This window comes from Streptomyces sparsogenes subsp. cuspidosporus, from assembly GCF_039532705.1.
Lineage (GTDB): Bacteria > Actinomycetota > Actinomycetes > Streptomycetales > Streptomycetaceae > Streptomyces > Streptomyces sparsogenes.
Genome location: NZ_BAAASD010000009.1, coordinates 145,708 through 166,975 on the forward strand (window position 1 = coordinate 145,708; position 21,268 = coordinate 166,975).

11 protein-coding genes are annotated in these 21,268 nt (G+C 71.6%); all 11 read left to right on the forward strand.

The window, feature by feature from the left end; genetic code table 11:
* Positions 1-258 precede the first annotated feature (258 nt).
* The 11 genes from ABFY07_RS14260 to ABFY07_RS14310 all read left to right on the forward strand — a co-directional run bounded on the left by ABFY07_RS14260 (position 259) and on the right by ABFY07_RS14310 (position 21,266).
* Positions 259-2,535, forward strand: a complete 2,277-nt coding sequence (locus ABFY07_RS14260) for a hypothetical protein (protein ID WP_346174851.1) — start codon at positions 259-261, stop codon at positions 2,533-2,535.
* 837 nt (positions 2,536-3,372) lie between these two features.
* On the forward strand, positions 3,373-8,679 hold the full coding sequence (locus ABFY07_RS14265) for a hypothetical protein (protein WP_346174852.1): 5,307 nt from the start codon (positions 3,373-3,375) through the stop codon (positions 8,677-8,679).
* A gap of 732 nt (positions 8,680-9,411) precedes the next feature.
* The gene (locus tag ABFY07_RS14270) at positions 9,412-10,965 is read left to right on the forward strand and encodes a TIGR02677 family protein (RefSeq protein WP_346174853.1); all 1,554 of its coding nucleotides are present in this window, start codon (positions 9,412-9,414) and stop codon (positions 10,963-10,965) included.
* On the forward strand, positions 10,962-12,248 hold the full coding sequence (locus ABFY07_RS14275; RefSeq protein ID WP_346174854.1) for a TIGR02678 family protein: 1,287 nt from the start codon (positions 10,962-10,964) through the stop codon (positions 12,246-12,248). Before ABFY07_RS14270 ends, ABFY07_RS14275 begins: the two co-directional genes overlap by 4 nt.
* The gene (locus ABFY07_RS14280) at positions 12,245-16,378 is read left to right on the forward strand and encodes a TIGR02680 family protein (RefSeq protein ID WP_346174855.1); all 4,134 of its coding nucleotides are present in this window, start codon (positions 12,245-12,247) and stop codon (positions 16,376-16,378) included. The genes ABFY07_RS14275 and ABFY07_RS14280 overlap by 4 nt, the downstream gene beginning before the upstream one ends.
* The gene (locus ABFY07_RS14285) at positions 16,375-17,625 is read left to right on the forward strand and encodes a TIGR02679 family protein (protein ID WP_346174856.1); all 1,251 of its coding nucleotides are present in this window, start codon (positions 16,375-16,377) and stop codon (positions 17,623-17,625) included. Before ABFY07_RS14280 ends, ABFY07_RS14285 begins: the two co-directional genes overlap by 4 nt.
* A gap of 271 nt (positions 17,626-17,896) precedes the next feature.
* Positions 17,897-18,052 carry a hypothetical protein gene (locus tag ABFY07_RS14290; protein ID WP_346174857.1) on the forward strand — a complete coding sequence of 52 codons (156 nt, stop codon included), beginning with the start codon at positions 17,897-17,899 and terminating at the stop codon, positions 18,050-18,052.
* A gap of 513 nt (positions 18,053-18,565) precedes the next feature.
* A complete protein-coding gene (locus ABFY07_RS14295; protein WP_346174858.1) occupies positions 18,566-18,976 on the forward strand; it encodes a nuclear transport factor 2 family protein in 411 nt (136 codons plus the stop codon).
* 147 nt (positions 18,977-19,123) lie between these two features.
* On the forward strand, positions 19,124-20,296 hold the full coding sequence (locus tag ABFY07_RS14300) for an AAA family ATPase (protein WP_346174859.1): 1,173 nt from the start codon (positions 19,124-19,126) through the stop codon (positions 20,294-20,296).
* Positions 20,262-20,633 carry a nucleotide pyrophosphohydrolase gene (locus tag ABFY07_RS14305; protein ID WP_428836925.1) on the forward strand — a complete coding sequence of 124 codons (372 nt, stop codon included), beginning with the start codon at positions 20,262-20,264 and terminating at the stop codon, positions 20,631-20,633. Before ABFY07_RS14300 ends, ABFY07_RS14305 begins: the two co-directional genes overlap by 35 nt.
* A gap of 159 nt (positions 20,634-20,792) precedes the next feature.
* Complete coding sequence (locus tag ABFY07_RS14310; RefSeq protein WP_065965431.1) at positions 20,793-21,266, forward strand: DUF6099 family protein; 474 nt, start codon at positions 20,793-20,795, stop codon at positions 21,264-21,266.
* Positions 21,267-21,268 lie beyond the last annotated feature (2 nt).

The following is a 21,268-nucleotide window of genomic DNA, read 5'->3' on the forward strand; positions in this document are numbered from 1 at the left end:
GACGCACGGCGTCTTCAGTATGACGTGCGCTTGTTAGCAATGTCTACGAGATTCCCAGCGATTCGGTCTGTTGACGTCATCAACACCTTGGTCTTACGGTTCTCGTGAACATAGTGGTGGAATCAATCGTCGTGGGCCATCGCAAAGTGATGAAAGTGCCACAGGAAACCGAAGCGTGGGCATACTCTGCGGGAATCACCGCAGGCGGGCCGGGGCGACCTGTAGTGCGGCGGAGGTGTCATGGGTGGGGACCCGTATGTGTCAGCAAAAGGGGCCGGAGAACGCGAGCGGACGGGGGTGCCGGATCCGTACGGTGACTGGGCTCTCCTGACCTCCGCCATGACGGAGGGCTACGACGCCGTTCCCGACCGGGAACGCAGTCGGCTGCGAAGCTATCTCGAAGCGGTTGTCGCGACCCGTCCGGCGCCGGTGCACACCACCGTCGCCTTCAACGCCGTGTACTTCGGGTACGACCTCGGTGGCGACGGCTACGGCGGAAGCCCGCTGTGCCTCGACGACTTCCCCGTGATCACCTTCGGCGAGTGCGCTCCCGTGCTCCCGGTCGGTGCCATGGTGTGTGTCGCCACCGGGTCGGACCCGCTCTACGCCGAGATCGTCTACCGGGAGGGCGCCCACCCGGAGGTGGGCGCGCTCGGTGACGTACCGGCCTGGGTGTCGGGAGCGCCCGCGGGTGCCGAGGGCCCGGGGAGGCCGGGGGCGGACGCCGCGCCACGGCGCAGGGAGCTACTGCTCCCGGACCTCCACGCCTTCGGGCCGGCCCTGAGCCTGTCACCGGCCCAGCTTCATCGATTACGCACGCGCGGGCGCTGGATCAATGAGGACGGGCATGTCGTCGTCGACGTGTGCTATCCGTCCTCGGAAGCAGGCCGGCGCGACGATCTGACGGCTTACGCGGACCATCTCCTGACGACGGCACGGGAGCAGCTGCTCAGCCCCTTCGTCCCCGTGTCCCTTGCCGCCCTGGTGGGCGGCACGCACGACGACGACCTGCGGGCAGGACTGCTCGGTCTCCTCGACACGGTGCGGGGTGTCCTCAACTCCAGTTCCCTGTTGCGAACCTGGGGTCATTACGCCATGACCCGTACCTCCCTCGCGGACTGCTGGCGGGACACCGGACCGCTGGGCGGCAACGATCTGAGGTCTCTCGTGGCCGCGGTGGAGCGCGCGGCCACCCCGACGAGGCGGCGACACGGCCTCGTCGCTCCGGTCACTGTGTACACAGCGGTCGGACCACGGATTCGCGGTTTCCCCGGGGCGGCGGAACGGCTCAGAGGAGCGGGGTACGCCGCTGCGGTGTGCCGGGCGAACGTGGCGCTCGCCGACGTGGTGCAAGGGGACAGCGACCAGGGTCTGTTCGGGAACGGCTCCCGGATCACCCTCGACGACGCCTTCGAGGGTGGAGGGGTGTGGCGGTCCCATCATCCCGGTGACGCGGAGGCACCCGGAGACCCCCTTGTCCCGGCCGGACGTGGCTGGAACTCCACACTGCCCGCACCGTCAGAGCCGGAAGCAGAAGAGGAGCTGGAACCGGTAGATCTGCCCCTCGCCGACGACGCCTCCCTCGGCACCGGCGAGCTCCTGCGGAGCGACGCGCAGGAAATCGTCTGGCGGGCGCCCCTGCGGCTGGCCCATCTCATCGACGGTTGGTTCCCCCTGCACCCCTTCGTTGCGGAGGAGTTTTGCCAGTCGCACGGCGCGCCCCCCACGCTGCGCCTCGAACTCAACCACGCTGGTGAAGCATTGGACGAGAAGGAGGCGGTTCAGGATGTCACGGCCGAACTCGGCGACCTCTCGGGTCGGTTGACGGGAATCGTCTGGCCCTGCGACTTCTTCCCTGGCCTGACGCTGGAGCTGCGTCGGCTTCGTGGCGACACGGTGATCCGCCTTGCGACGACGCGGCTGAAGGAACGGATCCAGGTCGGCGACCGTGAGACGGGGCACTGTTACGACCCTCGTGTACTCACCAGGGAGGACGTGCCGGGCAGCAGCCGCCATGGCGACAGCTCGGCGGGACTCGGTCCCCGGCAGCTGGTGATGCGCACTGTGCGCCGTTGCGGTCTGCTCACCCTGGACGGCCATGCCCTGATGGACCGCTCGGTCCTGCCGAACGCGGTCTATGGGCGCCTACCGGCCCGGTCACAGGCCGCCGCTCTGGACGCGGCCCTCGCGGAACTGCTCGCGGAACGTCTTCTGGAGCCGGCCCTCGGCAGCCGCGACGCCTGGGGGCAGCCGCACTTCCCGCCGCGTGACGGACAGCGGACCATCCCCCTCATCGGCTACCGCCCCGCCCGGCCGCGGGTGATACGTCCGTGGGACGGTGGCGAACCGGGCGGTGAAGGACTGCGCGGCGGGCAGGTCGTCCCAGGTCATCTGCGCCGCCTGCGGCCGGGGTGTTCGCCCAGCGATGTGCAGCGCGCGGCTTTTCGGGAGCACTGCCGCAGGCTGGGCAAGGCGGACGGCTGGGAACTGCCGTACGGCTACACGTTCGTGACCGAGCACACGCGCGGCGGTTGACCCTTCACCGCTGTCGCGCGTGCATGCCTTCGCCCCTCTCTTCTTCCCGTCACCCACAGAAACGGAGTGCGTGTACATGCAGGACCGCTACCGCGTCGTCACAGGGCCGCCGTGGTCCCCGCCGAGCGTCTCGGCCGAGGACCTCGAAGGCCTGGCCGCCGCGCTCAACGCGTTGGAGTCCCCGGCCGTCGCCGCCTTGAACGACCTCACGGCGGACATGGTGGAACTCGCCTTCAACTCCCTGCGGCCCAAGCATCGCCAAGAGTTGCTCACCAGGCTGGGCATCCGGATGTCGGCCCCTCGACGGGTGAGCAGTGCCCTGTGCCGGGATGTTCTCACCAGGCTGCGGCGCGAGTCGCGGCAGCACGCGTGCACATGCGGGGTCAGGGGACTTACGGTCACCGTGATGAACCAGGTGGGCAACTTCGTCCTGGCACAGGACGGGGAGATGGTTCCCGACCCTGTTGCTCGATGGGGCGCGACGCTGGTCCGGGCCACCGTGTTCGCGTGGTGCAACGCCTCCGTCACCGACGCTCACATCCTTGCCTGGGCGGCGGACCAGGACTGGTTCGGGGCGGCGGCCGGTGACGAGGAGACCGCTCGGCTCGCCGCCGTCGCTGCCGCGGCGCGGCCCCTCGTAGAGGCGTACCCCGACTTCGCCTCCGGAGCGGCGGAAGACGACGAGCTGGCGCTCGCGGAGGACGGGAGACCCGGCGCGCCGACGTCGCCGACCGGCCGGGCACCAGTGCCACCGCGCCGGAGTCCGCGGCAGCGGTCCCCGGCACCTCGCACGAGGAGACCGCTACGGCGTCCGAGGGCGCCGGGACCGAGGAAAGGATGGCTCCGGAGGCGGCTTGTCGGCAGCTGGAGTCCGCCCTCGCGGGGGCCCGCCAGGCCGCGGAGATGGTCACCGACGCGGTCATGGACGGCCGTCCTCCGCAGGACGAGGACCTGGCCTCGCTCGTCGCGCTGGGCACCGCCTTCGATGGCGTGGAGATGGTGTTCCGGGCCGCCGGGATCGAGGGGGTGCCTCGTCGCCTGGAAGACATGACGCGCGCCGCACGCGCGCACCGGACAGCACAGGAGCGTGACCTCCAGGCCCGCGAGCTGCTGCGGGAACTGCTGGATGTCGCCTGCCGCCCGGACAGCTCCGCCGCTGCCGCCGCTGCCGCCGAGGCCGTGCGCGGGGCGGCCCGCCGCCTGTTGGACATGCCGGTGTGGGAGCAGTCGCAACGCGAGGAGAGCGCCGCGCTCGCTGCCCTGGCCCGCCTCATCAGGCTGGGGCGGCAGGCGGATGCCGCGACGGAGATCCTGGCACTGCAGGCGCAGGTCGTACGGGTCCTGCCAGCGTGTGCCATGGCGGTGCTGATCGCTCCTGAGCTGACGCTGGACCAGCCGGTGGACGGTGACCCACACCCCGCCGGGGCCGAGGCGCACGGCACCGCCAAGCCCGCCGACGCCGAGACGACCGCAAAACGCGGAACCGTACAGTCGGCCGCACCGTACGAGGAGACCGCCCCCCAGTCCGCCTCCGAGCCGGAAGCCACGACGACCGCCGGGCCGATCCACGCCCCGGACGCACACGCCGCGCCGGCCGCCGACAGCGACCCGGCGCCCCCCACGTCCGCTGACGCGTCCGTCCAGGCGCCCGCCGAACCCACGGTCTCTCCCGCTGAGGAGACGCCCGTCCGGGAAGTGGCCCCGGCCGCGGGTGACGACTCCGACGACTCCGACGAGTCCGCGGCCGAGCGGGCCCTGGCGCAGCTGGTCGTCGAGCGGCGCTTCGGACTCGCCCACCATGTGGCGAGGGCCGCCGGACATCCCGGGCCCCAGGTGGCGGCGCTCCGCCTGGCCGGTGCCGCCGCGCTGCTCACCTCCGGGGACAGCCAGAGTGCCCGGCTGACCGCCGACCTGCTCCAGGAGTACGGCGGATACGCGGGTCAGGACACCGAGGGCAGCGAACTCCTCCTGCTGCCTGCCCTGCTGCGTACCGCGCTGATCACCGGCGACCACGCTGCGGGCGCTCAGCTCAAGGCGCTGGTGCCCCGGCTCCCGGACCGGCTCGGGGAGGCGGCGACCGACGTCGCCGACCGTGCCCTCAGCGGCGCCTTGATGATCGCCTCGCCGCTGGTCGCCGACGTCTCCGAGACGGAGGCCCGGCTGCGGGAGCTGCGCGAGCAGAGCCGTGCTCTGCTTGCGCCGCAGCGGCTGCGTTTCGCACGGGCGACGGAGATCGCCAAGCGCTGGCTCGCCCCCGACGACGGAATGCTCGGATCGCTGCTCACGACCGTCGCCGGTGACAACCGCGACGCGCTGCAGCAGGTGCGGGACCAGGCCGACCGGCTGTCGAAACTGGCCGAGGTCAACAGTGAGATCGACCGTATGGACCGTAAGTACCGCTCGTCCAGCGGCAAGCCGCTCCAGGGTTCCGGGCGGCAGGACCTGGTGCATCTGGTGGAGCGGGCCGTCAGCCTGGTCAAGGAGTGGTGCCTGGCGGTCGACGGCGCCCGTCGCGGCGACCGTTCCGACGGCAGCCGGGCGGTCAAGGAGATCTCCTCCCTGCGCCAGTCCCTGCTGGACGGCAGGGAAGCGGCGCTGAGCGAACTGGAGCGGTTGGCGCGGCGCCCGGACGCCCTCTCGGGCGCTATGGCCTGGGCGGCCCACGCCTCGATGGGAGAGTTGTTCGCTCTGCTGGCCGGCGACACCGTGACCACGCGTTCCGGCGGTCCGTTCGACTCCGAACTCGTCCTCGATGCGGAGCTGTTGAAGGTTCAGGACACCCGAGACGGGCAACCGTCGCTCGGCGAGCTGCTGATCGCCGTCGAACGGAGCTGGCAGGTCGCCATCGACGAGCGGCTCTCGCACGACGCCTTCACCGCGGCCCGTGACATCGTCGAGCTGGCCGGACGAGGGCTGCTGCCCGCTGCCCGGGCCGGGGAGTTCGTCCCGCCCACGGAAGCCGAGATCGGTGACAGGGAGACCGCCCGGCGCCTGCAGCTGCGGAAGGCACACGGCGAACTCGTCGCCGAGCTGCACCGCGCGCAGGCCGACGGCGCCGTGACCGAGGACCAGGATCTGGGCCTTCAGGAGCTGCTGGCCGACGCCCACAACCGCCTCGAAGGTGCCGACGGGGACGCCCTGTTGCACGTGCGGCGGGCGCTCGACACCGTACGGAGCGACCTGCCTGCCTTCCGGCAGCAGGCGGCGGACCGGATCCGGGCCCGGCTCGACGCCCTGGACCCCTCCGGGGAGGAGCGGGCCCAGGTCCTGCGACGCCTGGAGACGAACGACCTGGCCACTGCCGCCGACCTCGTCTACTTCCTGGAGATCGGCGAACCCGTCCCGGAGATCGAGGGCGGCGAGTCCCATCTGACCGAGTTCTTCCCGGCCGTGCCCGATGGGCTGCCCGGAGGCATCGACCACGACCTCGTGGAGATGGTCCGGTCCGGCGGCAAGCATCCGATGGTCCCCGTCCTGGACTACGGCGGCCTCTCCACCGACGAGGCGGCGCTGGCGGCCGGTGCTCTCGACGAGTGGCGCGCGCTCGCCGCCACCGAGCGGAAGGACCGGCTCCAGGTGGCTCCGACACGGCAGGTGCCGCCCCTCCTCAAGCTCCTCGGCTACGACGCCAAGAGCGCCAGGCCGCTCGACGACCGGTCCCAGCACCGGCGGGAATACCGTCTCTTCGAAGCGACCGGGGTGGAGATCAACGGCAGGGCGAAGGCGCCCGCGTTCGGGTCGCAGATCACGGAGCAGGGCGGCAACCTGCGGGTGATGATGGTCTGGGGCAGGCCGCCCGCCAAGGTCGTCATGAGCTGGGCGGAGCGCGACACCAGTGGAGCGAGCCTTCTCGTCGTCTACTTCGGCACGCTGAGCCGTGAGGCCCGCGTCGAACTCGCCGTCGGCTCCGACCGGTTGCAGCCGCTGCTGGTCGTGGACGACGCCGCCCTCGCCTATCTCGCGGCCCGCGGCGACCGCCAGGTCAGCACCGCCACGCAGACCCTGCTGCCCTTTTCCGGTGTCAACCCGTACATCAGGGAGAAGCGCGGCCGGATCGGCGGCGAGATGTTCTACGGCCGCGACGCCGAACGCAAGAGCATCCTCGATCCGCGCGGCACCCAGGTCATCTACGGCGGCCGGGGCCTGGGTAAGTCGGCTCTGCTCGCCGACGCCGGGGAACGGTTCACGGAACAACGTCCCGGCTATCAGCAGGCGGTGTACGTCAACCTCGACCAGGAGAACATCGGCAAAGGCAGCTCGCGCGGGCCGGAGGCGCTGTGGAGCGTCCTGCTGCGGGAGCTTTCCGTGGCACAGGTACTCGACGACCGGTCGCAGGGGCGCGGAAAGCGGCAGGAGATCTCGGAGCGGGTGCGCGCCGGCATCCGGGCATGGCTGGACGGGGACTCGCGGCGCCGTCTGCTGATCCTGCTCGACGAGTGCGACCAGTTCTTCGAGGCCGACGCCCCGCGCTTCGACCAGACCAAGAAACTAAAGGGCCTCGGGTCCGACACCAAGGACCGCGCCAAGGTCGTCTTCGCCGGACTGCACTCCGTTCAGCGCTTCTCCAAGCTCGCGAGCAACGGGCCGTTCGGCCACCTCGCTCAGACCCCGAAGGTGATCGGCCCGCTGGCTCCCCAGTCGGCGGCGGAGCTGCTGGTCGAGCCGATGAGGGCGCTCGGGTTCGAGTTCAAGGACCTGGATCTCGTCAATCGTGTGCTCGGCTACTGCTCCTACCAGCCTTTCCTGCTGCAGATGTTCGGGCACCGGCTGGTCGAGCTGATGCACCGCAAGCGGGCGCGGCGCGGAGCCGAGGGACCTCCTTACGAGGTGAAGGTGACCGACATCGAGGTCGTGGAGTCGGACGCCGCGCTCCGGGACGGCATCTCGGCGGCCTTCAAGGACACGCTGAGCCTCGACCACCGCTACGACGTGATCGCCAATGTGATGGCGTACCACGCCCGGCATCACGGACTGGAGGTGCGGCTGAGCGACACCGAGCTGCGCGAGGAGTGCGAGACGTATTGGCGCAAGGGGTTCGAGCAGCTCGACACCGAGGGTTTCCGCGCCTATCTCTCCGAGATGGTCGGTCTCGGCATCCTCGCGCCCAACCACGACGGCCTGGGCTGGCATCTGCGCGGTCCCAACGCCCTGCGCATGATCGGTACCTCCCACGAGGTGGAGGCCCGTCTGCTCAGGGCCGAGCAGGACTGTGAACTCCAGGAGAGCATTGTGCAGGAGGGTCGCCCCGAGCTGCCCGACGGCCGGCCTGCTCCGCTGACCAACACCCAGCTCGACGACCTTCTGGGCGAGCGGTCCAATCGGACCAGGGTCGTCCTCGGCACCACCGCCACCGGAGTCACCGACGTCGCCCGCACCTTACGTACGATCGCCGGACCGATCGACGGCTGGACACTGCCGCCCGTGGGCAAGCCCAGCGTCTACAAGCAGGAACTCACCGGCGGACGCCCCCGCGAACGACGGGTCGTCATCAGCGACTTCGTCAACTACCGGGACCCTGTCCGGCCCGAGACCTGCCGTGAAGCCGTCGACCTGGCCAAGACGTTGTTGCCCGCCACCCCGGGGGTCACCCGAGCGGTCGTCCTCGTCACCGACCCAGCCCAGCTCGCCCTGTGGCGCTCCCTGCTGACGGGAACCGAACCCATCTCGGCCGCTCCGGTGGTGCTGCGTCGCCATGATCGCCGCAGCCTGCGCGGCTGGACCCAGCGCGTCAACATGTTCCATACGGAGGACCGTCTGGACCGTCTCCACGAACTGACCGGCGGCTGGCCGCTCCTGGTCGTCCGAGCCCACCGCCTGTACGAGGAACTGAGCGACCCCGACGAGGTGTTGCGCCGCCTGGCCGGCCTTCGCTCGGACCGGGCCGAGGCCCGCGACTTCGCGGAGGCGACCGGCGTGTACACGGACCCGCTGCTGACTGCCGGGTACCGCGCCCTCGACGACGAGTTCAGGGACGGCCTCTTCGACCTGGAGGGCGCGGTGACCGCTGTCGCGCTCAAGATCGATGACGAGGACGAGGCCCGGTGGATCGTCACCTGCCTCGACGCCCTCCAGGTGTTCGACCGCGAGGACACCCAGATGCGCCTGGAACCGGTGCTCCGGGAGTGTGTGGCGCTGCGCGGGTGAGACCGGCTGACAGGGTGTGACACCGTACCGGCCGCCCGGGCACCCGGGCGGCCGGTACGTGTGTACCTTCACGCTGCGACTACGGATGCGTGTGGAGCGTTCCCGAGGCGTTTCCTCGCTTGTCTCGATCCCCATCACGACGCTGTGACCCACTCGGGCGCGCTCCAGGCTGCACCAGTTCCGTGAACTGTGAACTGACGAGGTATCGGCCCATGCGTTTCGTAGCTGATGATGCGGCCGTTCTTCGGTCCGCATGTGCAGTCGTCACTGAGAAGAACGCGGGCGTAGGAGAGAGGGGGATACGTCCGTGCCCACTCGGCACTCCACCGGGGTGGCATTGACGTTGACGATCTCGAGGCGGCGCCCGGTGGAGTCCTCCAGCACCTGAGTGTCGCATCGCACGTTGTCGAGCCTGCGCCAGTCATCGAACAGAGGTATCACCTCACCGAGGCCGGCTCGTACGTCGTGCTCGATCAGACTCTGCCCGACAGGGTCTCGGATGAGACCGATACGGGTCGTCCCGTTCAGCAGGTCTTCAAACCGATGTATCCCGCGCTGTCGGCGAGAGCTCGCTCCAGGTGCGCTCGGTGGGCCGGAGGCAGTGAGGCGAGGATCGGATGCTGTCGGTGTCGGCGGGGGACCAGTTGGCCGGGACTCCCTCCGGAACGTCGGAGCCGACCACTACGGTGGAGGGTCCGGATGCCGCCGAGGTGCTGGGGAGGGGGCGCGGGCATGCGCAGGGTGCCACCGGAGATGTTCCGGTTCACGACGGTGGAGAGGTCCGACCTGTACGGGGCGGTGCTGGAGGCCTTCGGCGTGGCCGGCGAGCACCTGGAGACGGCGCTGGGGCTCGACGCGGTGCGCGAGCGGCTGCGCGCGGTGGGCTGGGCGGCGGCAGTCGAGGACGAAGAGCTGCACGAGGCACTCAAGAAGCTCGTGCAGTGGGAGCTTCTGGACGTCGTGCACAACCACGCGGAGAACTACCGCACGGCCGAGGAATACGAGCGTCGCAACCTCCAGTACTCACTGACCCGTCGGGGCGAGGCCGCCCTCGCCGGAGTACGGCACGCGCTGGAGGTGCTGGCCTCCACGGGGGCGCTGCAGACGGCCGTGCTGGAGGCCATCGCCGACCGCCTGGACGAGCTCTGCCTGCTGTCCGGCGAACCCGCCTCGGCCGACCGCCGGATCTTCACTACCTTGCGCGAGCTGGAGGGACACTCGGAGGCCCTGGTGGAGAACACCAAGGCGTTCAACGCTGAACTGCAGCGCCTGGTGCGCGCCGAGGGCGCGGATCTGGCGGTGTTCCGCGAGGTCAAGGCCGCGACTGTCGCGTATCTGCAGGAGTTCCTGGTCAACCTCGACCGGCGCGGGCAGGCGGTCGCCGCCGCCGTGGCCCGGGTGGAGGAGCGGGGGACCGCCGTGCTGCGCGAGCGGGCCCTGCGCGGGGCCGAGCTGCCGCCGGTGGCCGGTGCGAACCCCGCGGCCGGCTGGCTGGAGAGCAGGCGGGCGCGGTGGGCGGGTCTGCGGGCATGGTTCCTGCCGCACGACGGGACACGGCCCCGGATCGAGCAGCTGCACGACATCGCCCGGCGGGCCATCGTCTCGCTCCTGCAGGTCCTGGAGCGGATCAACGAGTCACGGCGCCGTTCCTCCAGCGCGGTGCAGGACTTCCGGGAGCTGGCGCGCTGGTTCGCCGGGGCGCCCGCGGAGGAGGACCTGCACCGGCTGTGGTCGGCGGCCTTCGGGCTCGGCTCGGCACGTCACGCCCACCTCGCCCACCCGGATCCGGAGTTGATCCCGTCGTCCCAGTCCTGGTCAGAGGCCCCGCCCGTGGAGGTGTCGGCGCTGCTGCGGACCAGCGGAAGGACGGAGCGCTTCACCCGCACGGCCAAGGTGCGGGACGTCGCGGCGGTCAGGGCCGAGCGTGCGGAGCGGGCCCGCGCGGAGCGTGCGGAACTCGCGCGCGCCTGGGAGGCGCTGAAGACGGACGGTCCCGTACGCCTGTCCTCCTTCGGCACGCTGGAGCCCGCCGTCTTCCATCGGTTGCTCGACCTGCTGGGCCGGGCCCTGTCCGCCCGCCCGGACGCGAGCGGCCTGCGGCGCGCCATGACGGGGGACGGCCGGGTGGAGATCGCGCTGTCTCCGTCTCCCGACGAGCGCACCGCCGTACTGCGCACGACGAAGGGCACCCTGACCGGACCGGACTACGTCGTCCACTTCACGGCGGTGGGCGGAGCGAGCGCCGTTCCGCGCGTCCGCGGCGCGCGGCAGGAGGCGGCCGGATGAGTACCCTCGCCAACCAACTCGCGTCCGCGGAACGGGAGGAAGTCGCCCGCGCCATCCGTATCCTGCTGGCCAGACCCCTGCTGACCGAGGCTGCCGACCCGGCCGGCTTCGAACTCGTCCGCCGCCGACGCGAGCCGCTGGCCCAGTGGTTCGACTACACCTGCGGCTGGAGCCTGGTGGTGGAGCCCCGCCGAGGGTACGCCCGCCTCACCAAGGTCCGCGCCGACCCGGACGGCTCCCGTCCGGCCCGCAGGGCGCGCACCGGCCGGGCCCCGTTCGACCGCCGGCGTTACGTGCTGCTGTGCGTGACCGCCGCCGAGCTGCTGTCGATGCCGATGACGACCATCGGCATGCTCGCCGACCGGGTCGTTCAGGCCACGGCGGCCGACCGGGCGCTGGCCGCATTCGACCCGGTTCACAAGCCGGAGCGGATGGCGTTCGTCGACGTCCTGAAGCTGCTGGAGTCGTACGACGTGCTGCGCGCGGTCGACGGCACCACCGAGGCGTACGTCGAGTCCGCGGAGGCCAAAGTCCTCTACCGCGTGGACACCACGCTGCTCATGCGGCTGCCCGCCGCGCCCGTCGGCGCCTCCCGGCTCGCCGTACCCCCGGACGAGGTGCCGATACGGTTCGAGTCCCTCCTCATCGGTCTCGTACGGGAGCGCCGTTACGGCGGGTCGCTCGCCGAGGGGACGACGGACGAGGCACACGGCGAGACCGCCGCCACGGACACGCAACGCAACCTGAAGCTGCGCCACTCGGTCCTGCGCCGCCTCTTCGACGACCCCGTGCTCCACCGGACGGACCTCACCGACGACGAGCTGGCGTACGCCACCTCCCTGACCGGACGCCAGATCCTGCGCCGTTCGGTCGAGCAGGCCGGCTTCCTCCTGGAGGAGCGAGCCGAGGGCTTCCTGCTCGTGGACCCGGACGGGCTCGCCACCGATATCCGCTTCCCCGACGACACGTCGACTGCCAGGGTCGCCGCGCTGCTCCTCCTGGAGCCGCTGTGCGCCGCGCCCGCCGGACTGCTGCCCGAGCAGCTCGCCGAGGCGGGAGCGAATCTGCTGCGCCGCTTCCCGCGCTGGGCCAAGGCGTATCAGTCCGAGGACGGCGCTGCCCGGCTGGCCGACGACGCCGTACGCGTCCTGCGTGACGTCGGCCTGGTGCGCCGGGCCAGGGGTCGGGTCGTCGCGTGCCCGGCCGCGTACCGCTACCGCCTGACGGAGACGGCGAGTCCGGATCCGGAAGGCAGTGAACGCAGTCAAGGAGAACAGCAGTGAGCGTCACAGAGCTTCCGCTTCCCCGGCGGCCGGAGCCCACCGAGCCGGACGAGGCACCTGCGACGGGCGACGCCGTCAGCCGATGGCAGCCGCACCGGGCGGGCATCCTCAACGTCTGGCGCTACTACGACGAGACGTTCACCTTCCACCGGGGCCGCCTGCTGCTGCGCGGCCAGAACGGTTCGGGCAAGTCCAAGGCGCTGGAGCTGCTGCTGCCCTTCCTCTTCGACGCCAGTCTCCGCCCCAACCGCCTGTCCACGTTCGGTGGTTCGGAACGCACCATGCACTGGAACCTGCTGGGCGAGGGCGCCTCCGGCAAGACCCGCGTCGGGTATGTGTGGATGGAGTTCCGTCGGGTCGGCGACGACGGCACCGAGCGGTGGTTCGGCTGCGGGGCGCGCCTGCAGGCGAGCGTACACACCAGCACGGTGCACGCCGACTACTTCACCACCCGCTCCAGAATCGCCGACCCCGAGGGTGTGCTCCTGGTCAACGAGGCGGGACAGCCACTGACCCGGGCCGCCCTCGCCGAAGCCGTGCGTGATCGCGGAGAGGTCCATGCCTCGGCCACCGACTACCGCACCGCCGTACGGCGTGAACTCTTCGCCGGCATGGGGGAGCAGCGTTACGAGTCACTGCTGTCCGCCCTGCTCCAGCTGCGCCAGCCCAAACTGTCCGAAAGGCTCGACCCGTCCCTGCTCTCCACCCTGCTGTCCCGCGCTCTGCCCCCGCTGGGCGAGGGAGAGATCGCCGAACTCGCCGAGGGATTCGAGCGGCTGGACCGGCAGCGCGAACACCTCAAGCGGCTCGACGAGGAGGTGACGGCGGCCGAGACCGTCGCTTCCCGGCAGCGCGCCTACGCGCGACGGGTCCTGCGCGCCGGTTCCGCCGCGCTGATCTCGGCCACCACCGAGATGGACAACCTCACCCGCGTCGCCCGCCAGAGCGCCGCGCAGCTCGAACAGGCGCTGACGGAGCGGGAGTCCGCGCAGGGCCGGCGTGAGGAACAGGAGCTGCGCGCACATGCCCTGGAGGAGACCATCGAGGGCCTGCGCGAGAGTGACGCGTACAAACAGGGCGAGGAACTCGACCGGCTCCGCCGTCGTACCGAAGACGCGACAGGAACCGCCCGGCGGCGACGAGCCACCGCCCAGGACGCTCAGCACCAGGCGGAGGAGGACCAGCGGCACGCCGACGAGGCGGCGAGCCAGGCCCGCACGCTCGACGAGCACGCGCGCGAGGCCGCCGCGGACGCACACCGGTCGGCTCGGGCAGCAGGGCTGGAGTCCATCCACCACGAGACGAGGACGATCCTGGACGCGGATTCCGGGATGGCCCTGCCCGACAGCACGGGACGCGACCAGGACTCCCCTGGCCCGCGCACGACTGCCGAGAACGGGGCGCGCCAAGCCCGTCGGCTGCTGCGCGGCGCGGTCACCGCCCGACGGCAGCAGGTCACCCTCGTCACCACGGCGATCGACGAGCACGATCGCGCGGTACGCGACCGACGCGCCGCCGAGGAACTGCTGGACGAGGCCCGCAACCGGCTCGCGCAGGCGATCGCCCGGCGGGACGAGGCGGCCGCCGCCTGGGACGACGCCCTCGCCGCGCAGGCGGAACGGCTGCTCGCCTGGGCCGAGGGCTGCGCTGAACTGCGTATCACCGACTCCGAGGAACTGAGGGTCAGAGCGGCGGACGAGGCCGCGGTGACCGCCCTGACCGAAGCCGCCGCGCGTCCGCTGGAACAGAAGATCGCCACGGCGGAGGCCACCACCCGAGCCGCACGTCAGAGCCTGCGGGACGAGCGTGGCCGACTGGCGGAGGAAGTACGACGGCTCAGCGGCGAGACCGACCTGCCGCCGGTGCCCCCGCCCACCCGCACCACCGTCCGCACGGCGACGGCGGGAGCACCCCTGTGGCGGTTGGTCGCTTTCCGCGAAGGCTTCCCACTCGCCGGGCAGGCCGCCGTAGAGGCAGCACTGGAGGCGTCGGGCCTCCTGGACGCCTGGGTCAGCCCCTACGACGGGATCACCCTGCCGGGGCACGACACCCGCGCCGAGGCGGCCCTATCCGTGACCGCGCCGGGGCCCAGCCTGCTGGAGGTGCTGGAGCCCGAGGCCGACATCCCTGTCCCGGCCGACACCGTGACCCGCATCCTCGCCGGTGTCGCGTACGGGACGACGCTGCCGGGCGGGCACCCCGCGGCCGTCTCCGCCGACGGCGCCTGGCGTCTCGCGCTCGCCACCGGTACATGGAGCAAGCCGGAGCCGACCTACATCGGCGCCCTCGCACGGCAGCGGGCCCGACAGCGCAGGATCGGCGAACTGACCGACCGCATCGCTGAGACCGATGCCTCGCTCGCCACCTTCGACGACCAGCTGCGCGGCCTCGCCGCCCGCCGCGCCCGGCTTGACGCCGACCGCGCCGCCCGCCCCGACCACCGGGAACTCGACGCCCGACGGCGTGACCGGGACCGAGCCGAGGAGAGGGTGGCCGCTCGGGACGACGCCGTGCGCGACGCCGCGGGGCGTCTGGCGCGGTGCGAGAGCGAGGTGGCGGGTGCTCTGCGCACGCTCGACCGCAGTGCCGCGGAACACGGGCTGCCCACTGACCGCGACCGGTTGCGCGAACTGTCCTCCGCCATCGACGAGTTCCGGGACACCGCCGACAGCTGGGTGGACGCCCGCCTCGCCGCGACCGCCGCCGCCGACCGGGCCCACCAGAGGGCCGTACAGGCAGACCGTTCGCGCCGGACCGCCGAGGCACGGGCCGAGGACGCGGGCGCCGCAGAAGCGGAAGCGGCGGGGCTGAAGGCGCGCCTGGACGCGGTGGAGGCCACCGTCGGCGAGGACTACCGGCAGATCGTCGCACGCGTCGCCGAGGCGCGCGCCGAGCTGCGCCGCTGCCGTGAGGAGGTCCGCCGGGCGGCTGATCTCCTGTTGCGCCTGGAAGGACGTATCGGAGAACTTCGGGCCACCAGCGCCCAGGACGCCGAAGGACGGGAACGGGCCGTCGCCACCCGGGACGCCGCGGCAGAGCGATTCCGGCACCTGTGCCTGGCCGGGCTGGCCGAGGATGCCGGCATCACACCCGAACTCGATGCCGCGGACGGCACGAAGGCCACCCTGGAGGCCGCCCGCGCCACAGCCGCCGAGTGGGCGAGCATCCCGCACGCTCCGCGGAACCTGGGTGATGCCGCGAGCCGCCTGTCCGAAGCGGTCCACGAGGCCCGCCAGCGCCTCGGCGCCCGCGCCGACCTGGACCTGGAACCGGACGACGACATCCAGCTCTTCACCGCCACTCTGGACGGCGTACGCGTGGGAGCGACGGGCATGCTCACCGCGCTCACCCAGGAGCGCGACCGCAGCCGGGACGACATCACCACCGCGGAACGGCGCCTGTTCGACCAGATCCTCACCGGCGACATCCGCCGCCACCTCGCGGCGCGCATCCGTCAGGCCGGTGAACTGGTCGACCGGATGAACGGACACCTGGAGCGGGTCCGCACCGCCTCCAACGTCGCCGTCCAACTCGTGTGGGACGTCCGTCCGGACCTCCCGGACAGCACCCGCACCGCCCGGCAGCTGCTGCTGAAGGACCCCGGCCGGGTCACCGAGACCGACCGGGAGGCCCTGCACGCGTTCTTCCGCGCCCGTATCGAGGAGGCCAAGGGCAGCGAAACGGCCGCGAGCTGGGAGGAGCAGCTCGGTGAGGTGCTCGACTACACGGCCTGGCACCGCTTCACCGTCCGCCTCGACCGGGCGAACGGGTCCGGGTGGCAGCCCCTGACCAAGAAGCTGCACGGCGCGCTCTCCGGCGGAGAGAAAGCCATCGCCCTTCACCTGCCGCTGTTCGCCGCCGTCGCCGCCCACTACGAGGCAGTGCCCCTCGCACCCCGGCCGATCCTGCTGGACGAGGTCTTCGTCGGCGTCGACACGGTAAACCGCGGACAGGTCTTCGCGCTGCTCACCGCACTCGACCTGGACCTCATGGTCACCTCCGACCACGAGTGGTGCACCTACGGCGAACTGCCCGGCATCGCCGTCCATCAACTCCTCACCGACGCGGCCGACGACGCGGTCACCAGCGCGCGCTTCGTGTGGAACGGCACGGACCTGGAGGCAGGATGACTCGCCCGGATCCGGCTCCGGGCGAACGCACCCTGCGCCGCCCCGAACTCCGCTCGCTCTGGCACACGGTCCACGACCGCCTGTCCTCCGGCCGCCCTGTCACACGCGTTCGGCTCGGACCGCTCGACGAGGCCCAGCGCGAAGCCCTGGCCGACCTGCTCGGCCTCGACCGGCTGCCGGACGCCCGGCCCTCCGTCGCTCTGGCCCGGCTGGAAGAAGCCGTCACCGAGCTGTGTGGCCGTACCGTCAGGGAAACCGTCACCGAACTCGTCGGCCCTCTCGGTGACCGAGCGGGCGAACGGCGTCGCCTGGAGGGCGAGCGCACCAGGCTGTGGACCTGGCTGGCCGGCCACGACACCGTGAGGGCCCAGCCCGCGCTGTCGGACTGGGTTGCCTCCTGCCGAGCCGCCGGGCTGGTCGGAGCCTCACCGGAACACACCCGAGCGCTGCTCACAGACGCGCTCACCGTGCTCGGGGAGCTACCTGCCCGCGCGGAGCCACTGCCCGTCTTCGCCGCCCGAGTCCTGAACGGTCACTCACACGCACTTGACGACGGCACTCCGCTGTCGACCCTCGTCCTGCGCGCCCTGGCAACCCTTTACGACACCGCCGTGCCGCAGTCCGCGGCGGAACGGCGTGCGTTGTGGGCTCGCGCGGGTGTCGCCGATGACGACCTGTCCGCCACCGTCCTCGTCGCCGGTCTGCGCCCGTTCGGCGACGGTCCGCTCGCCCGTGTGTCCCGAGTGTGCGCCGAGGCTGGACAGGCCGCCAGCCTCACCCTCGCCCAACTGCGCACCCCAGGCGAGTTCACGCTGGCCCTTGCCCCCACGCCCGTCGTCCACGCCGTGGAGAACCCCAGCATCCTGGCTCTCGCGGTGCGCCGCTTCGGCGCGGACTGCCCGCCGCTCGTGTGCACGTCCGGCTGGCCCAACAGCGCGGCCATCCATCTCCTCCGCCTTCTCGCGGACCAGGGCGCCGCCCTCCGGTACCACGGCGACTTCGACGGAGAAGGCGTTCGCATCGCCGCGTATCTCCTGGACAAGACGCCGGTCCAACCCTGGCGCATGACGGCCGCGGACTACCGTGCCGCGGTCGCGCGCACACCGAAGGGCCCTCAGCCCGGCCGACTCACCGCGGCACCCTGGGACCCCGAACTGACGCGCGCCATGACCGAGCATGGCACCGCAGTGGTCGAGGAACTGGTGGCCGACGTCTTGTTGGCAGATCTCGCTGCAGCGGTTCGGTAAGGATGCCGGCTGGTCGCTCACGCTCGTTTGACGCTCTGGGTACCCAAGGAGCCCCTTTGCGGCGACGCAGTTCGATGCTTGTACCGCCGCAGCGGGCGCACTTCGGCGGACGGGGCGTCCCGCAGAGCCTCCAGGGTCGCGTCCGCCTGTACACCGTACGGCGTGGCGATGCCCGTCTCCTCGCCCTTTCCGCGGTGGCACTACACGAGGGCTCTGGCGATCAGTGCGCCGGCCGGCCACCAGCCGCTGCGGCGGCCGGTCAGGTGAGGCCGTGTGCCGTTTTACCGACCTGGACGGAGAAACATCCACCTTCGACCTGCACGCCCGGTTCACCACGGGGGCCGGCCGCATCCACTTCCGCCTGGTCCCGGAGGAACGGACGATCCGCCTCGCTCACATCGGCAGCAAGATCCGTCCGGACCTGTGATCCTCCTCAGCCGACCCTGTGGCGATGTCAACGGCGGACCAGCGGCGCGGTGGGGCCTGCCTGCGCACAGCGGTGGCGCGTCGCGGGTTGTCAGCCGCGGCCTGAGACGTGCCCATAGTGTGCGATTCAGGTCCGCGGCCGCTCGACGTCCGCGCGGATCGCGCGCATGATCGGGGCGACCTCGGCGGCGGTGAAGCCGACCTTGGTGCTGGTGCCGTCGCCCTTGATGACGAGGCTGATGCCGGCGGCGGTGGTCGGGGTGAACCAGGAGCAGCGAGGGCGACCTCAACCGCCTAGGCTGTTTTCTGGGTGCCGGAGCCCGGGCGCCGGTCGACGGGGGTCCGGACGCGGGCCACCTGTCGGGCATCGCCACCGCCGAGCGCCTCGGCGGCCGCGTGGCGTGGCAGACCGCGTACCTCCTCGCCGGGCGGGCCAGCCGCGAGGCCTGGCACCGTCGCGGTCTCACACCGGGCCCTCTTCCGCGTCCGCCGTTGTTCTCGAAGGAGCGCCTCCATGTCCGCCTCCGACAGCATGTCCGCATCCGACAACATCGCCCTGGTCCGCAGGCTCTACGAGTCCCAGGCCGCTCCGGCCGTCCTCGAGGAGGTCATCGACCCGGACATTGTCTGGGACATCACGCCCGGTTTCCCGGGTGGCGGTGTGTACAAGGGGTTCGAGAGCGTGGGCCGGGATTTCTTCGGCCCGCTCTTCGAGCGGTTCGACACGTTCTATCCCGTGGGTGAGGAGTACTACGCGGACGACGACGGCCATGTCTTCGTCCTCGGCCACTACCACTGCGAGACCAGGCAGAGCGACCGAGTGGACGCCAGGTTCGTCCACATCTGGACCGCCCGCGACGGCAGGCTCGTCAAGCTGAGGCAGGCCGCCGACAGCCTCGTCGTCGACCGGGCGCTGAACGGCTGACACGGTCCGGAAGCGAGCGTCGACGCTCCCCGGGGCGTCGCGCCGGTCGTCCTCGGGGCGGCCACCGTCCCCCGTTCGTAGGAAGATTAGGAAGATACGGAAGACGGAACGGTTCGCCGGTGCGGCGCGGGAGATACGTTCCGGGGCATGAGCGCATCCGGACTGCGGCCGGTCGTCACGGAGTTGAGGCTGTCGGCCTTCAAGACGCACTGCCGCGCGGCCTTTCCCCTGGGGCCGCTGACGTTGATCGCCGGACCCAGCGGAAGCGGTAAGTCCGGTGTGTTGGAGGCGTACACGGCGCTCGCGCGCCTGGCGGGCGGACAGCGGTTGGAGGAGGTGTTCCGCGATCCGGCGGGGTACGTCCCGCGGCGGGCGCGGCCGGACGGGCAGGGGCGGCGGGGGTTCCGGATCGGCTGCACGGTGGACGGCCCGGTGGGGCCGGTGCGGCTGGATGTGGCCGTGCAGGCGGAGCCCGAGCTGCGGATCGTGGGCGAGCGGATGACGGGCGCGGGGGAGACCCTGCTGGAGACGGCGCTGCGCGACCCGGGGCGGCGCCGGGTGCAGGCCGCCTGGCACACGGCGGGGGCGGTCGCGGTCACCCGGGCCCCGCTGCCCGACGACCGGCTGGCGACCGCGCTGCTGCCGCTGCGGGTGGCGGGCAAGACCGAGGGGCAGCGGCTCGCGCTGGCCGCCGCCGAGCAGGTGGTCATCGCGCTGCGGTCCGTCTTCGCGTGCGACCCGCGGCCGGAGCGGATGCGGGCGCCCGCGCCGCCGCGGGACGGGCGGCTGCGGGGCGGCTGCGAGAACCTCGCGGCGGTGCTGCGGCGCACCAGCCGGGAGTGCGGCACCCGGCACGCGGCGCTGGTCAGGGCGGTCCGGGCGGGCTGCACCGGGCCGGTGGAGGACCTGGTCACGGCGGAGTGCCCGGCGGGCGGGGCGGTGCGGGCCCTGCTGGCGCAGGGGGAGCTGGGGGCGATGCCCGTCGAGCGGCTGGGGGACGGGGAGCTGCGCTACATCGCGCTGGCTCTGGTGCTGCTCACCGGCCCGGGCGTGCTGGAGATGGACCCGGTGACGGATGTGCTCGCGGCGCGGCAGGTGCTGACGGTGCTGGCCGACGGGTTCGACCGGTGCCTGGACCGGCGGCAGGCGCGGGCGCTGCTGGGGGTCGCGGCGCGGATGTGCGCGCGGGGGCACATCCGTCTGGTGGGGACGGTGGCGGAGCCGCCGGTGGCGGACCTGCCGGATGCGGAGGAAGGCGCCGGGGCGACAGTGGTACACCTGGGGTGTGAGCGAGGCACGAGAGTACCCACAGCCGGATGAGTCGCAGGGCCAGGAGCGGGACGTGCGGGCGCTGCAGCGCCGGCTCGCAGCGTTCGCCGCGGCGCGCGACTGGCAGCCGTACCACACGCCCAAGAACCTGGCCACGGCGCTGAGCGTCGAGGCGTCGGAGCTGGTGGAGATCTTCCAGTGGCTGACGCCGGAGGAGTCGGCGCGGGTGATGGAGGACGAGAAGAGCGCGGCCCGGGTGGAGGACGAGGTCGCCGACGTGCTGGCGTATCTGCTCCAGTTCTGCGAGGTGTTGGGGATCGACGCGCTGGCGGCTCTCGCCGCCAAGATCGACCGCAATGAGGTCCGTTTCCCGGCCGCCAGGCGGTAAGGATCTTCGTTTTGTCACTCTGAGTAGTGACGAAGTTATCCACAACGCAACTGTTGTCAACAAATTCCTGAATTCCCCTAGCTTTTCGGCCTGTTAGTCATCACTCTGGGTAGTGGAGGAGTGACGGGTGCGGGAAGTCCGTTGAGAGGGGATCGGGGCATGGACGCGATGCGGCTGATCGGTGTCACTCGGCACGCCCTGGCGCAGGCCGGGACCGTGCATGACATCGTGGCCGAGGCCTGGCAGATACAGGCGCTCGCGGAGGCGATCGGTGGCCACTTCGTGGTCAGCGGTCCGGTGGCCGCGCGCGCGGAGGCGCGTGGCCTGTGCGAGGCGGGGAGCAGGGCGCGCGGGGTCCTGTTCCGCCCCGCGCTGCACTACCCCGCCCGGCGCGGCGGGGGCTTACGGGCCGCCGAGCTGTCGGAGGTGCGGGATCCGAGGGGGGTGCTGCTGGCCCTCGGCGATCTGCTCGCGGAGGCGGGTTTCGCGCTGGTCGGCGTCGCCTCCAACACGGACGAGGAGGCGCTGTACTGGCAGTGTGTCGAGGCGATCGACGCGGCGGACGAGGCGCGGGACCGGGTGCACGGGATGCTCCGGCACCTCACGGTGCTGGAGTGGGGTGGCGCGGCATGACA